Raw genomic sequence first — 14,030 nt, forward strand, 5'->3', positions numbered from 1 at the left:
ATGTTGGTTATCTGGATATTCTAAATTTTAAATTTAGAAATCGTCCTTCTTTACTTATTTGATATTTGCCTGGGACTATGCTCATTTTATAACCGTTCACAGTTTCTGTTGATGAACTTATAAGCGTTCCATATTCTTGATTGTTTGACATGCTTCTTGGCATAGGATTAGGTATACATACTCCTTCAATACAACAAAACATTATTTCAGTTGTGATTTTAATCAATTTTAAATCTACCGTGGCTTCAAATGAATGGCAACCATTCCAGGGGAAAGCCCGTGTATTTTGCCCGCTTTGAAAAACTACAGATGGGTCTGTTGTGATAATGTATCCTTTTTTACCAAAATCAATTTGGCCGTTCATTGTGTTTATACTTAAAACAATCAATGCTATATAAATAACATACTTCATAATATTAATAATTTAAAAACTACCTACTCATACGCTTTTCGGTTTCCGCGGCCTGATTTTAGTGCTTTGGCAGGAGCACCGAAATAAATTAAGTATGTATTCAAATATTTAGTATCTTTAATATTAGAATAAACACAGTTTATTTCTACACACACGTTGAGAGCTTCTACCTAGTAGGAGCTTTCTCTTTTTTGATTGTAATTCTGTGTCAGGCATATTGGTTTTAATTAAACATTTATAAAACCGCCGCAGTCTATTATGGTCAACTCCCCAGTTAGTAAAAAATAGACCAGGCGGTTTTTTCTAACACCACTAAATTGAGCGCTTTACGTCGATTTTGCAAGGAACATAGCCTTGAGTTCACGAATACTATACAACCAATTCTTGAATCCAAGGCAAGTATAATAGCCTTAAATAGCTGACATACAGTGTTTTGAACTAAGTTGATTTGAGGCCCTTTGTAAATCGGCAATCTCGAAGGCTATTTTTCTTACTTTTATGTAGGGGAATACTTTATTTATGAATACAATTAAATTTCAACTGTTACTTACTAGTATTATAATGTGCATCAGCATATTAGATGTGAAGTCACAAAATTTGGAACAATCGACCTTAAATACATTAGACGATGAATCTTTATTAGCGCTTTACGATGAACATTATGGTGATTCTCTTGTTTTAGAGAAGATAGCACGTACGTATTTAGACCGTGCTAGAAAGCAGAAAGACACAATTAAAATGGCTAGAGGTTATGACCGTCTAGCAAGAACATTTCATCCAGAAAAGAATATTGCATTTGCCGATAGCCTAATTGCTTTAACAAAAGACATGCAGCATATTACTTATCCAGGTATTGGATTTATAATTAAGGGATCTGAGTTTGCCAAGATTGACCTATTTCAAAGTACTAAATATTATTATATGGCTTATGATTATGCTGTAGCAAATAATAACATTTCACATCAACTGTATGTACTTAACATATTAATAACAAGGAAGGCATTTTGGGGAGATGCAGAGGAGGCACTCAAAATGCAAAAAGAACGAGAAGTTTTAATTGATAAAACAAATTTTAGAAAGCTTTTATTACAAACGTTTCGAAATGATAACAAAAGTGAATTAGAAGATTATATTCATAGGGTAAAATTTAATTCGGAAATGGGTTTTGCAGTTAGTTTCATAAATATGAGGAAATTAGACTCTGCTAAAGTATATTTAGAAAAAGGGAAAAAGCATTATTCTTCTATTAAGAACCTTGTAAACCTATCTAATGAGCTAATATTATTAGAAATTGAGAATGAGATAAGTTTTTACTCTGAAGATTACTTGAATACGATAAAAATTTCGGATAAAATTCTTGACAAGTCTATTCAGGTTAATGAACATGGATCAATATACGATGCTTATTTATTTAAAGGAATTGCATTAATTAGGACAGGTGATGAGAAATTAGGGGTTAAAAACTTATTAGCCGCTGATTCAATTTACGCTAATTATAAACTAGATGTTCTACCTTATAGGCGAAATGTATTTGTAGAGCTACTGGAGTATTATAGGAAAAATAATAATCACAAGCAACAAATTGAATTTTATAAAAAAATCACTTATATCGATAGTATTTTAAAAAGAAACTACTCTTTTTATGATAAATCTTTAGATGATAAAATTGTAAAACCTAAATTATTTGCAGAAAAAGATGCTCTAATTGATGTATTGTATAAAGAGAATCAATCTCCCGACCCAGAATTGTATGTAGCTCTTGGAGCATTTAGTATATCACTTTGTTTTGCTCTCTATTTTTTTCGAAAAAGATTGGTTTATAAAAGACGTTTGGAGGCATTAATGAACTCTACAGAAAAAGTGCCTACTAGGCTAAAGAAAGGGGATGGGTATTACAAAAAAGAAATTGGAAAAGAAATCGCAGAAGATATTCTTATAAAATTAGAAGGATTTGAAGAAAAAAATCAATTTTTAAAAACAGACGTGAGTCTTATTTCATTGGCAAAAAAATTTAAAACAAACCCCAATTATCTTTCTAGGGTTATAAACTTAAAACTAGAAAAGAACTTTTCACAATACCTGCATGATTTACGTATAGCTTATGCCCTGGAACACGTGTTATCTAATTCTTACTATCACAAATATACAATTAAGGCAATTGCCGAAGAGTGCGGGTATAATAGTGCAGGTTCTTTTTCTAGAGCCTTTTACAGAAAAACAGGAATCTATCCGTCGTATTATATAGAAAATAGTCGTAAAAAGAAGTAAGTGAACTATCTAAACAACTCGGTAATTTGTTTCCAAAAAGTCCTTTTTTTTCCAAGTTCCTCTTCAAATTTCTCTAAACTATCACCACGTACTTTTGCAAATAGTCGTGCTCTAATAAGATAGACAAATGGTACTAAAACCATCATTAAGGGAATAACATAGTATATTTCCAGCTCATCCATTTGATCATAATTCTGATTGATAACTCCCCATAGTTGGAAGGCGTACATGGCTATTGGAACAAGAATAATCCAATGCCACCAATGTCTACAGGTGAAAAACCATATTAATAATAACATCAGGGGGATTGCCTTACCTACAAAATACCACGCATAGTAAAGAAACGAATCATATCCGGTCGTAGTTGTAAATAAAAAAGTTTCCCAAACATTCGAGTCTGCTGGGAAACTTTCATATGAATAAAATAAGAATGGAGTACTTGCTATTAAAACAACAATGAGTCCTCCAACAAATAATGATTTTTTATCCGTTGTTAAGTGGTTTTGGGGCTTTGATTTGTTGTTCTGTGTTGTCATCTTCGATACTTTCTGGAGTACATGATACAAATAAAGTTGCACTGAAGATTGCTGCTAAGAATAGGTAATTTTTAAGTTTCATAATACTAGTTTTTGTGAGGTTTATAGTACAAACTTATCACGAAAAAACACAAGTATTAGGACTAATATAGCCGTATCTTAGTAAGTTTTGATTAAGGCAAAAAATACCTTGCTCAATAATTGTGCGATTTGGGGCAAAATCAATTAAGTACGGAATATTCTATTCTATGTTATAAGCAACAATTTCTAGTTCATAGGCTTTCTATATATACGGTTCTACTTCCATTTTGGTTTTTTGTTAGTTGTATGCGTGTTGTATCTTTTGGTAATAAACTTTCAATGCGTTCTGGCCACTCTATAAAACACCAATGACCCGAATCTAAATAATCTTCAATTCCAATATCTAGAGCCTCATCTTCAGTTTCAATTCTATAACAATCAAAATGGTATAGTAGATCATTTGCTAGCTCATACTCATTTACAATCGAGAATGTGGGGCTTCCCATAACCTCAGAAACACCTAGTTTCTTCGCCAAAACGTTAATAAATGTAGTTTTTCCCACTCCCATCTCCCCATAAAATAATAGGGTTTTTGTAGTAGCGGCCGATAGCACTTTGCCAGCTATCTCTGGCAATTCTTGAAGTGTATAGGTTAACTCCATAGTTTTGGGTACAGGCGAATATATGCTATTTTCACGATTATAAACAAATAAAATCGATGAAATTCATATAATGAAGAAAATTCTTACAAATAAAATGTTGTGATTTCTATTTCGGATTCAATACAGCAAAGGGAATAATCATTTCCTCTAACGAAACACCACCATGCTGATATGTATTTCGGTAATAACCCACATAATGATTAAAGTTATTAGGATAAGCGAAAAATAAATCACCTTTCGCAAAAATGAAAGAACTACTCATGTTAATCGAAGGTAAATGGATAGTCTTAGGGTCTTTAGCAGCTAATACATCCTTATCTTCATACGTTAGACTCTTACCAGTTTTATAACGTAAATTTAAGCTCGTGTTCTTGTCCCCAATAACTTTACTCGGATTCTTCACATTAATTGTGCCGTGGTCTGTGGTAATAATTAATTTAAAGCCAAGATTAGAAGCTTGTTGAATAATATCCATTAATGGACTGTTTTTGAACCAACTCTGAGTAAGTGAACGATACGACTTGTCGTTAGATGCTAACTCTTTTATTACCTCCATTTCTGTCTTTGAATGCGAGAGCATATCTACAAAGTTGTATACAACAGCAATTAAGTCTTCATCCTTATGACTTCTAAAATTATCTGAAAGTCGTTTACCTTGCTTTAAACTTGAAATTTTGTGGTAGCTCCATGATAGATTTTTTCCTAAACGCTTTAGCTGCGCTTCAAGAAATTGCTTTTCAAACATGTTTTTTCCTCCTTCATCGGTATCGTTTAACCAATAATTTGGGTGCAACTTTTCCATGTCGCTAGGCATTAAGCCAGAAAATATCGCATTCCTAGAATATTGCGTTGCCGTGGGTAAGATGCTATAAAAGAGCTCTTCATTTTTCTTTTTATAGCTGCTATTTAAAAATGGCTCAAAGGCTTTCCATTGGTCGTAACGTAAGTTGTCTACAACTACTAATAGCGTAGGTGTGTTTTCAATTTCAGGTAAAATCTTCTCTTTAAATAAGGTGTGTGACATTGTGGGAGCATCTGCTCCGTGGTCAAACCAAGAAGGGTAGTTTTTATCTATGAACTTGCAAAACTGTGTATTAGCTTCAGTTTTTTGCGATTCTAAGATCTCAAACATTCCCGTGTCTTCAATATCTTCTAGCTCTAACTCCCAGTACACCAATTTTTGATACAACTCTGCCCAGCCTTCATAACTATTAATCATAGACAGGTCCATGGCAATTTTTCTAAATTCTTGCTGATAGTTAGAGGTGGTCTTCTGCGACACCAAGCGAGAGTGGTCTAAATTTTTCTTTAAACTCAATAAAATTTGATGCGGATTTACAGGCTTAATAAGATAATCGGCAATTTTGCTGCCAATAGCTTCTTCCATAATATACTCTTCTTCACTCTTGGTAATCATCACAACAGGTAAAGAAGCTTGTTTTTCTTTTAATTCGGCTAACGTCTCTAATCCTGTTAAGCCTGGCATATTTTCGTCAAGAAAAACAATATCAAAAACTTCATTATCAATTTCTTCTAAAGCTTCTGTACCACTTTGGGCTGTAGTTACCTTGTAATTTTTACTTTCAAGAAATATAATGTGCGGTTTCAACAAATCTATTTCATCGTCTACCCAAAGTACTTTTATGTCGTTCATATATGTATATTTGTCTTAAAGCTCCTTCGCCTACGTTTGGGAGTTTTTATTATTAATTTGTTTTAGCTTGTAGTATTTGTAAGCAGTAATGATAACATCAAAATTACCGAGCAAGTATCTCAAAAAAGCTAATTAAAGGTTAAAATTTGAAGCCAAGAAATAAACTAAAAATTATTAACGATCCTATTTACGGTTTTATTACCGTGCCCTCAGAACTTATTTTTGAACTTATAGAACATCGTTATTTTCAACGATTACGTCGTATTTCTCAAATGGGGATGAGTTATTTGGTCTATCCAGGCGCCCATCATACAAGATTTCACCATGCTTTAGGCGCCATGTTTTTAATGCAAAAAGCAGTTCGGGTATTGAGGTCTAAAACCACCGAAATTACTTCAGAAGAAGAACATGCACTATATATTGCAATTCTATTACACGATATAGGTCATGGCCCATTTAGTCATGCTATGGAACATAGTATAGTAGAAAATGTGTCGCATGAGCATGTTTCGCTACTTATGATGCAATCCTTAAACGAACAATTTAATGGAGAACTTACATTGGCCATTACCATATTTAAGAACGAATATCACAGATCTTTCTTACACCAACTCGTTTCTGGGCAATTAGACATGGACCGTCTAGATTACTTAAGACGAGATAGCTTTTATACAGGGGTGTCTGAAGGTGCAGTAAATTCAGAGCGATTAATTACCATGTTAAATGTGATAGACGACAATTTGGTGGTAGAAGAAAAGGGAATTTACTCGGTAGAGAAATTTATTGTGGCCCGTAGACTTATGTACTGGCAAGTGTATTTACATAAAACTAGTTTGGTTGCAGAACAACTTTTGGTGAGATTGCTAAAACGAGCTAAACAGTTAGCAGATGAAGGAACTGTATTGCCAGCGAGTAACGCACTTTCTTTTTTTCTGAAAAATCATATTTCTGCGACCGATTTCTCTACGGAAATTTTAGACACTTTTGCTGCTTTAGACGATTATGATATTATTTCGGCAATGAAAACATGGGCTTTAAACGAGGACTTCGTATTAGCAGAATTATCTAGAATGTTGCTCCAACGTGATTTGCTGAAGATAAAACTGAAAAAAAAGCCTATTTCCGAAGAAAAAATATCACTTAAGATTTCCGAAGTGAGAAATAAACACAATCTAACCAAAGAGGAAGCAACGTATTTTGTATTTACGGGTCTAATAGAGAATCAGGCATATAACATGAAAAAAGATACTATTAACCTTATTACAAAAACAGGAAAGGTAGTTGATGTGGCCAAAGCAAGTGACCAATTAAACATAGAAGCGCTGTCTAAAAAGGTGGTAAAATATTATCTGTGTTATCCAAAAGCCCATTAGCAATCGTTTTTTTATATTTGCAACACTTGAAACCTACAAATGAAATTTAAAGCCAGCCAGATTGCAGGAATTTTAAACGGCGAAGTAGAGGGGAATGAAGACGTCGAAGTTTCTAAATTATCAAAAATTGAAGAAGGTACCCATGGGAGTTTGACATTTCTTGCTAACCCAAAGTACACTTCTTACATATACACTACACAGGCATCTATAACAATTGTTAATGCCGATTTTGTTGTTGAAAATGAAATTTCAACAACTCTCATAAGGGTAGAAGATGCCTACAAAGCATTTTCTACACTGCTTGAATACTACAATCAAGTTAAGATGAATAAATCGGGTATAGAACAACCTGTATTTATTAGTGAAACTGCTACGTATCCAGACGAAATTTACCTTGGTGCTTTTAGCTATTTAGGCGAAAACGTAGTCCTTGGTAAAAATGCCAAAATTTATCCCAACGCTTATATAGGAGATAATGTGACGATTGGAGATAACGTAGTTGTCTTTGCGGGAGCTAAAATTTATTCTGAAACTGTTATTGGAAATAATTGCGTAATACATAGTGGTGCCATTGTTGGTGCAGATGGATTTGGATATACACCAAACGAGAAGGGAGAATATACTAAAGTACCACAAACAGGGAATGTGATTATTGAAGACAATGTAGATGTTGGAGCTGGTACAACAATAGATCGCGCCACATTGGGGTCTACAATTATTCGCAAAGGAGTAAAGCTAGACAACCAGATACAAATTGCCCACAACGTAGAAATTGGGAAAAACACAGTGATTGCCGCGCAAACAGGTATTGCAGGCTCTACAAAAATTGGCGAAAGTTGCCAAATTGGCGGACAGGTTGGTATTGTAGGGCACTTAAGTATTGGCAATCAAGTACGCATACAAGCGCAAAGTGGAATTGGTAGAAATGTGAAGGATAAAGAAACCTTACAAGGGTCTCCAGCACTAAACTATGGTGATTACAATAAGAGTTATGTGCATTTTAAAAATTTACCATCAATCATACAGCGTTTTAATACATTAGAAAAAAAATCGAATAATGACTGATTGCAACTTAGCCAAACAGACAACAATAGCCAAAGAGATTGTTCTTAAAGGCGTTGGACTTCACACCGGAAAGGAAGTGACGCTTACCTTTAAACCAGCCCCTGAAAATCACGGATATACTTTTGTACGTGTTGATTTAGAGGGTAGCCCTGTAATAGAGGCAGATGCTAATTACGTTGTGAATACCCAACGTGGAACCAACCTAGAAAAGCGAGGGGTAAAAATTCAGACTTCAGAGCATGTATTAGCAGCTTTGGTGGGGATGCAAGTAGATAACTGTATTCTTGAACTAAATGCGTCTGAACCGCCTATAATGGATGGGTCTTCTAAGTATTTTGTTGAAGCTATTGAAAAAGCTGGCGTTATAGAACAAGATGCGGTACGTAATGAATATGTGGTAACAGAAGTGATTTCGTACATGGACGAAGAATCGGGTAGCGAAATTACGGTAATTCCTGCAGAAGAGTACCAAGTTACTACCATGGTAGACTTTGGAACCAAAGTGTTAGGTACACAAAACGCTTCTTTAAAGCATATTTCAGAATTCAAAGATGAAATTGCAGATGCACGTACTTTCAGTTTCTTACATGAGATTGAAATGTTACTAGATCACGGTTTAATACAAGGTGGCGATTTAAATAACGCCATTGTGTATGTAGATAAAGAGCTTTCGCCTGAAACCATGGAGAAGCTTAGAAGCGCCTTTAAAAAAGATAAAATTTCAGTAAAACCAAACGGAATATTAGACAATTTAACGCTTCATTATCCTAACGAAGCAGCTAGACATAAGCTGTTAGATGTTATTGGCGATTTAGCCCTTGTAGGGACTCGCATTCGCGGAAAAGTAATTGCTAACAAACCTGGGCATTTTGTAAACACACAATTTGCAAAGAAACTTTCTCAACGTATAAAATTGGAAAAACGAAATAACATCCCAAAATTCAATCCGCACGCAACTCCAGAAAAAGATGTGAATGCAATTATGGCTATGCTACCGCACAGACCACCATTCTTATTTGTCGATAAAATTTTAGAGTTAAGTTCTACGCATGTTGTTGGATTAAAGAATGTAACCATGAACGAGCCCTTTTTTGTTGGGCATTTTCCTGGAGCACCCGTAATGCCTGGCGTTTTAATTGTAGAAGCAATGGCACAAACAGGTGGTATATTGGCTTTAAGTACCGTGCCAGATCCTGAGAACTATCTAACATTTTTTATGAAAATAAACAATGTTAAGTTTAAACAACAAGTAAACCCAGGTGATACTTTATTCTTTAAACTAGAGTTAATAACACCTATTAGAAGGGGAATTGTTCATATGCAAGGTAACGCCTATGCAAATGATAAATTAGTAACAGAGGCCGAACTAATGGCACAGATAGTAAAAACCAAAAACACATGAACCAACCGCTAGCATACGTACATCCTGGTGCTAAAATTGCCAAGAATGTGGTGATTGAGCCTTTTACAACCATTCATAATAACGTTGTAATTGGAGAAGGAACATGGATAGGCTCTAACGTTACGATTATGGAAGGGGCTCGAATTGGTAAAAACTGTAATATCTTCCCTGGTGCTGTAATATCTGCAACACCTCAAGATTTAAAGTTTCAAGATGAAGAAACAACAGCAGAGATAGGAGATAATACCACAATAAGAGAATATGTCACTGTAAATCGCGGTACCATAGATAGAGGGAAAACAGTAATTGGAAAAAACTGCCTAATTATGGCATATTGCCACATTGCACACGATTGTTTTGTGGGCGATTACTGCATTTTTTCGAATAATAGTACCTTGGCAGGACATATTACCGTAGGAAATCATGTTGTTTTAGCAGGAATGACGGCAGTTCATCAGTTTTGTATGATTGGTAACCACGCGTTTGTAACTGGAGGATCTCTAGTTCGTAAAGATGTACCACCGTATGTAAAAGCAGCACGGGAGCCTTTATCTTATGTAGGTATTAATTCTATTGGATTAAGACGAAGAGGGTTTGAAACAAATAAAATTCAGGAAATTCAGAATATTTATAGAATCTTATACCAAAAGACATATAACAATACACAGGCTTCAGAAATTATTGAAGCCGAAATGGAAGCAACGCCAGAACGCGATGAAATCCTACAGTTTATAAAAAACTCGAAACGAGGTATCATGAAAGGGTACTTTCAGAACTAAAAAGAAAAATTAATTAAAGATATTCGCAACTGCGGAAAGCATTATGGCATCAACATCAGACATTAGAAAAGGATTGTGCATACATTACAATCACGATATTTATAAAATTATCGAGTTTTTACACGTAAAACCAGGAAAAGGTCCTGCATTTGTGCGAACTAAGTTAAAAAGTGTTACCACCGGAAAAGTTATTGACAACACATTTTCTGCAGGTCATAAAATTGAAGACGTACGAGTAGAGACCCACAAGTTTCAGTTTTTATATCAGGAAGGCGATTTTTATCACTTTATGAATACAGAAGATTATACGCAAATACGTTTAATGAAAGATGCCTTAGACACTCCAGAACTCATGAAAGAAGGGGAGGTTGTAACCGTATTAATTAATACAGAAGACAACGCACCACTATCTGTAGATCTACCCGCTCATGTTATTTTAGAAGTTACGGCTACAGAGCCTGGCGTAAAAGGAAATACTGCCACGAATGCAACAAAGCCAGCTACCGTTGAAACTGGCGCACAAATTAACGTACCTTTATTTATTAACGAAGGTGATAAAATTAGAGTAGATACCGAGAAAGGACAGTATCAGGAACGTATTAAAGAATAAGTAACATGAAATTCAACACCCCACAAACACTTCAAGATATAGCAACTATTTTAGATTGCGACTTTGTGGGTGATGCAGATTTCCCTGTGTTGGGAATGAACGAAATTCATGTGGTGCAACCCGGAGATATTGTTTTTGTAGACCATCCAAAATACTACGATAAGGCACTGCAGTCTCCTGCAACAATTATTCTTATCAATAAAAATGTAACCTGCCCAGCAGGAAAAGCGTTACTCATTAGCGACGATCCGTTTAGAGATTTCAATTCCTTAACCAACCATTTTAACCCTTTTGTAATGGCCAGGGCAGTGATAGCAGATTCTGCTACCATTGGAAAGAACACGGTAATACAGCCTAATGTTTTTGTGGGAAATAATGTGGAAATAGGCGACGATTGCCTTATACACCCTAATGTTACCATTTACGACAATACAATCATTGGAAACAATGTAACTATTCATGCGGGTACTGTATTGGGGGCTGATGCTTTTTACTATAAAAACCGCCCAGAAAAGTTTGATAAACTAATAAGTGGGGGTAATGTTGTTATTAAAGACAATGTAGATATAGGAGCGCTGTGTACCATAGATAAAGGTGTAACCGCTTCTACTACTATTGGTGCTGGCACAAAGCTAGACAACCAGGTTCATGTTGGACATGACACCGTAATTGGTGAACTCTGCCTAATAGCGTCACAAGTAGGGATTGCAGGCTGTGTTTTAATTGAAAATTTTGTAACCATTTGGGGACAGGTAGGTATAACAAGCGGCGTCACTATTGGTGAAAAAGCTATCATTTCTGCGCAAAGCGGCGTGAGCAAGTCGTTACCAGGACATAAATCGTATTTTGGAACTCCAGCAGACGATTTCAGAAAGAAATACAAAGAATTAGCCTCTATTAGGTTGATACCGGATATTATTGAAAAATTAGATAATTTATAATGAGTGATAACGCAAAAAGCGTAGTAAGAAATTTCTACAAATCAGACATACTTAAAGACGATACTGTTCTAGAACAGTATTTTCATAAAGACATTGAATTAATCTGGAATAGTACAGACGGATTAACAATCATGCACTACGCAGATCTAGATGCTTTTTTTGCTGAAGTGCGTAGAACCTACCACGACTTGCGTGCAGAGGTGAGTCATTTTTTGGAAGATGAAGGTCACGTTACTATTAGATACAAATATTACATTAGAACCGTTGAAAATCCAGACGAAGAGCTAGGTATCGCACATTTTATATGTATATGGGAAGTGAAAGACGGCAAACTCTATAGAGGATATCAGGTAAGTCAGCCTGTAACAGAAAAAGATGATACAACAGAATCTTACCAGAGAGTTAAGGTGTAATTTCTTTTTAAAAGCCACAACAAATCAATACCTTTGCAGGCGTAAAAATTCAAGTAATTTTAGACTTAAATCATAGTAATAGACAATGAGCGTTTTAGTAAATAAAGATTCAAAGATTATCGTGCAAGGTTTTACAGGAAGTGAAGGAACTTTCCATGCAGGCCAAATGATTGAATACGGTACAAATGTAGTAGGTGGAGTTACACCTGGAAAAGGTGGACAAACACATCTAGACAAACCTGTTTTCAATACCGTTTCTGAAGCGGTTGAGACTGCTGGAGCAGATACTTCAATTCTTTTTGTGCCGCCAGCATTTGCTGCAGATGCTATTATGGAAGCTGCAGACGCAGGTATCAAAGTTATTATTTGTATTACCGAAGGAATTCCTGTAGGTGATATGATTAAAGTTGCTCACTATATTAAAGATAGAGATTGTCGCTTAATTGGACCAAACTGCCCAGGAGTTATTACTCCAGGTGAGGCAAAAGTTGGTATTATGCCAGGATTTGTGTTTAAGAAGGGCAAGGTTGGGGTTGTATCTAAGTCAGGTACATTAACCTATGAGGCGGCAGATCAGGTCGTAAAACAAGGATTAGGAATTACAACGGCAATTGGTATTGGTGGTGACCCAATTATTGGAACTACAACCAAAGACGCAGTTGAAATGCTAATTAACGATCCAGAAACCGAAGCCGTGGTAATGATTGGTGAAATTGGAGGTCAGTTAGAAGCAGACGCTGCTAATTGGTACAAAGAAAGTGGTAGTAAAAAACCAGTGGTCGGATTTATAGCTGGAGAAACAGCACCTGCGGGGAGAACCATGGGACATGCTGGTGCCATTGTAGGTGGAAGCGATGACACTGCTCAAGCAAAGAAAAAAATTATGAGAGAATGTGGAATTCACGTTGTGGATTCTCCTGCAGAAATCGGTAAAAAAGTTGCCGAAGTTTTAGGATAACATTCCAAACAGATTACTAGAACTGCCTCTCGAAATTCGGGAGGCTTTTTTTATGTAATTGCGTTGTGGTTTTGGTATATTTGAACAAGAGAACAACTATTAATTAATTGATATTTCCGAAGTAAAGAAAACTAGCTTATGAAACTATTAGAAGGAAAAACAGCAATCATCACAGGTGGAAGTCGTGGTATTGGTAAAGGTATTGTAGAAACGTTTGCACAACACGGAGCAAATGTAGCATTTACATATAATTCAAGCGCAGAGGCGGCAGAAGCATTGGCTAAAGAACTATCTAAAGATGGTGTAACTGTAAAAGCCTACAAAAGCAATGCAGCAAGTTTCGACGAATCTCAAGAGTTGGCTGCCGAAGTCCTAAAAGATTTTGGAAGTATTGATGTCTTAATAAACAATGCTGGAATTACCAAAGATAATTTGCTAATGCGTATTTCAGAAGAAGACTTCGACCAAGTTATAGAAGTTAATTTGAAGTCGGTTTTTAATATGACTAAAGCCGTACAACGCACTATGCTTAAGCAACGTAAAGGTTCTATCATTAACATGAGCTCTGTGGTTGGTGTGAAAGGAAACGCTGGACAAACAAATTACGCTGCTTCTAAAGCAGGAATTTTGGGCTTCACAAAATCTGTTGCGCTAGAGTTAGGGTCAAGAGACATTAGATGTAATGCCATTGCACCTGGTTTTATTGAAACAGAAATGACAGGTAAACTAGACGAAGCTACTGTACAGTCTTGGAGAGATGCTATTCCGCTAAAAAGAGGAGGGACACCAGAAGATATTGCAAATATGTGTGTGTTCTTAGCAAGTGACATGTCAGGCTATGTAACAGGCCAAGTTCTTAACGTTGATGGCGGAATGCTAACCTAATTAAAAATGTACGATTTTAGACTAACCATTGTAAAATTTGGTAGTCATTCG

General features: G+C 35.6%; 14 protein-coding genes. 10 read left to right on the forward strand and 4 right to left on the reverse strand.

Annotation, left to right across the window (positions count from 1 at the left end; genetic code table 11):
- Nucleotides 1-7 precede the first annotated feature (7 nt).
- The gene (locus G5B37_RS01815; protein ID WP_164678349.1) at nucleotides 8-412 is read right to left on the reverse strand and encodes a hypothetical protein; all 405 of its coding nucleotides are present in this window, start codon (nucleotides 410-412) and stop codon (nucleotides 8-10) included.
- A gap of 519 nt (nucleotides 413-931) precedes the next feature.
- On the opposite strand from G5B37_RS01815, the gene G5B37_RS01820 reads away from it, so the two are divergent.
- Nucleotides 932-2,680, forward strand: a complete 1,749-nt coding sequence (locus G5B37_RS01820) for a helix-turn-helix domain-containing protein (protein ID WP_164678350.1) — start codon at nucleotides 932-934, stop codon at nucleotides 2,678-2,680.
- Nucleotides 2,681-2,685: 5 nt separating this feature from the next.
- Here the strand turns inward: G5B37_RS01820 and G5B37_RS01825 are convergent, their stop codons facing one another.
- From G5B37_RS01825 to porX, 3 genes are all read right to left on the reverse strand, one after another.
- Nucleotides 2,686-3,216, reverse strand: coding sequence for a hypothetical protein (locus G5B37_RS01825; RefSeq protein ID WP_164678351.1), 531 nt, complete (start codon nucleotides 3,214-3,216; stop codon nucleotides 2,686-2,688).
- A gap of 272 nt (nucleotides 3,217-3,488) precedes the next feature.
- Nucleotides 3,489-3,899, reverse strand: a complete 411-nt coding sequence (gene tsaE / locus G5B37_RS01830; protein ID WP_164678352.1) for a tRNA (adenosine(37)-N6)-threonylcarbamoyltransferase complex ATPase subunit type 1 TsaE — start codon at nucleotides 3,897-3,899, stop codon at nucleotides 3,489-3,491.
- A gap of 106 nt (nucleotides 3,900-4,005) precedes the next feature.
- Nucleotides 4,006-5,553 (reverse strand): T9SS response regulator signal transducer PorX, encoded by a 1,548-nt coding sequence (porX, locus tag G5B37_RS01835; protein ID WP_164678353.1) that lies wholly within the window; start codon nucleotides 5,551-5,553, stop codon nucleotides 4,006-4,008.
- Nucleotides 5,554-5,699: 146 nt separating this feature from the next.
- Between porX and G5B37_RS01840 the strand changes: the two genes are divergently transcribed.
- From G5B37_RS01840 to fabG, 9 genes are all read left to right on the forward strand, one after another.
- Nucleotides 5,700-6,926, forward strand: a complete 1,227-nt coding sequence (locus G5B37_RS01840; protein ID WP_164678354.1) for an HD domain-containing protein — start codon at nucleotides 5,700-5,702, stop codon at nucleotides 6,924-6,926.
- A 39-nt stretch (nucleotides 6,927-6,965) separates the two neighbouring features.
- Nucleotides 6,966-7,991 (forward strand): UDP-3-O-(3-hydroxymyristoyl)glucosamine N-acyltransferase, encoded by a 1,026-nt coding sequence (gene lpxD, locus G5B37_RS01845; protein WP_164678355.1) that lies wholly within the window; start codon nucleotides 6,966-6,968, stop codon nucleotides 7,989-7,991.
- Entirely contained in the window at nucleotides 7,984-9,393 is a 1,410-nt protein-coding gene (locus G5B37_RS01850; RefSeq protein WP_164678356.1) for a bifunctional UDP-3-O-[3-hydroxymyristoyl] N-acetylglucosamine deacetylase/3-hydroxyacyl-ACP dehydratase, read from the forward strand. The genes lpxD and G5B37_RS01850 overlap by 8 nt, the downstream gene beginning before the upstream one ends.
- A complete protein-coding gene (gene lpxA, locus G5B37_RS01855) occupies nucleotides 9,390-10,172 on the forward strand; it encodes an acyl-ACP--UDP-N-acetylglucosamine O-acyltransferase (RefSeq protein WP_164678357.1) in 783 nt (260 codons plus the stop codon). Before G5B37_RS01850 ends, lpxA begins: the two co-directional genes overlap by 4 nt.
- 43 nt (nucleotides 10,173-10,215) lie before the next feature.
- On the forward strand, nucleotides 10,216-10,782 hold the full coding sequence (gene efp, locus G5B37_RS01860; RefSeq protein WP_164678358.1) for an elongation factor P: 567 nt from the start codon (nucleotides 10,216-10,218) through the stop codon (nucleotides 10,780-10,782).
- 5 nt (nucleotides 10,783-10,787) lie between these two features.
- The gene (locus G5B37_RS01865; protein WP_164678359.1) at nucleotides 10,788-11,723 is read left to right on the forward strand and encodes a UDP-3-O-(3-hydroxymyristoyl)glucosamine N-acyltransferase; all 936 of its coding nucleotides are present in this window, start codon (nucleotides 10,788-10,790) and stop codon (nucleotides 11,721-11,723) included.
- A complete protein-coding gene (locus G5B37_RS01870; RefSeq protein ID WP_164678360.1) occupies nucleotides 11,723-12,136 on the forward strand; it encodes a nuclear transport factor 2 family protein in 414 nt (137 codons plus the stop codon). The genes G5B37_RS01865 and G5B37_RS01870 overlap by 1 nt, the downstream gene beginning before the upstream one ends.
- Before the next feature lie 85 nt (nucleotides 12,137-12,221).
- Nucleotides 12,222-13,094: a succinate--CoA ligase subunit alpha gene (gene sucD / locus G5B37_RS01875; protein ID WP_164678361.1), complete on the forward strand. Its 873-nt coding sequence runs from the start codon at nucleotides 12,222-12,224 to the stop codon at nucleotides 13,092-13,094.
- 138 nt (nucleotides 13,095-13,232) lie between these two features.
- Nucleotides 13,233-13,979: a 3-oxoacyl-[acyl-carrier-protein] reductase gene (gene fabG / locus G5B37_RS01880; RefSeq protein ID WP_164678362.1), complete on the forward strand. Its 747-nt coding sequence runs from the start codon at nucleotides 13,233-13,235 to the stop codon at nucleotides 13,977-13,979.
- Nucleotides 13,980-14,030 lie beyond the last annotated feature (51 nt).

Origin of the sequence: Rasiella rasia (genome assembly GCF_011044175.1) — a bacterium.
Taxonomy (GTDB): Bacteria; Bacteroidota; Bacteroidia; order Flavobacteriales; family Flavobacteriaceae; genus Marinirhabdus; species Marinirhabdus rasia.

What these genes read in the sequence shown, in the direction of transcription:
- G5B37_RS01815 (WP_164678349.1), bottom strand. Translation starts at nt 412, where the DNA reads ATGAAGTATGTTATTTATATAGCATTGATTGTTTTAAGTATAAACACA.
- G5B37_RS01820 (WP_164678350.1), top strand. Translation starts at nt 932, where the DNA reads ATGAATACAATTAAATTTCAACTGTTACTTACTAGTATTATAATGTGC.
- G5B37_RS01850 (WP_164678356.1), top strand. Translation starts at nt 7,984, where the DNA reads ATGACTGATTGCAACTTAGCCAAACAGACAACAATAGCCAAAGAGATT.
- fabG (WP_164678362.1), top strand. Translation starts at nt 13,233, where the DNA reads ATGAAACTATTAGAAGGAAAAACAGCAATCATCACAGGTGGAAGTCGT.
- lpxD (WP_164678355.1), top strand. Translation starts at nt 6,966, where the DNA reads ATGAAATTTAAAGCCAGCCAGATTGCAGGAATTTTAAACGGCGAAGTA.
- lpxA (WP_164678357.1), top strand. Translation starts at nt 9,390, where the DNA reads ATGAACCAACCGCTAGCATACGTACATCCTGGTGCTAAAATTGCCAAG.
- tsaE (WP_164678352.1), bottom strand. Translation starts at nt 3,899, where the DNA reads ATGGAGTTAACCTATACACTTCAAGAATTGCCAGAGATAGCTGGCAAA.
- G5B37_RS01825 (WP_164678351.1), bottom strand. Translation starts at nt 3,216, where the DNA reads ATGACAACACAGAACAACAAATCAAAGCCCCAAAACCACTTAACAACG.
- G5B37_RS01865 (WP_164678359.1), top strand. Translation starts at nt 10,788, where the DNA reads ATGAAATTCAACACCCCACAAACACTTCAAGATATAGCAACTATTTTA.
- G5B37_RS01870 (WP_164678360.1), top strand. Translation starts at nt 11,723, where the DNA reads ATGAGTGATAACGCAAAAAGCGTAGTAAGAAATTTCTACAAATCAGAC.
- porX (WP_164678353.1), bottom strand. Translation starts at nt 5,553, where the DNA reads ATGAACGACATAAAAGTACTTTGGGTAGACGATGAAATAGATTTGTTG.
- sucD (WP_164678361.1), top strand. Translation starts at nt 12,222, where the DNA reads ATGAGCGTTTTAGTAAATAAAGATTCAAAGATTATCGTGCAAGGTTTT.
- efp (WP_164678358.1), top strand. Translation starts at nt 10,216, where the DNA reads ATGGCATCAACATCAGACATTAGAAAAGGATTGTGCATACATTACAAT.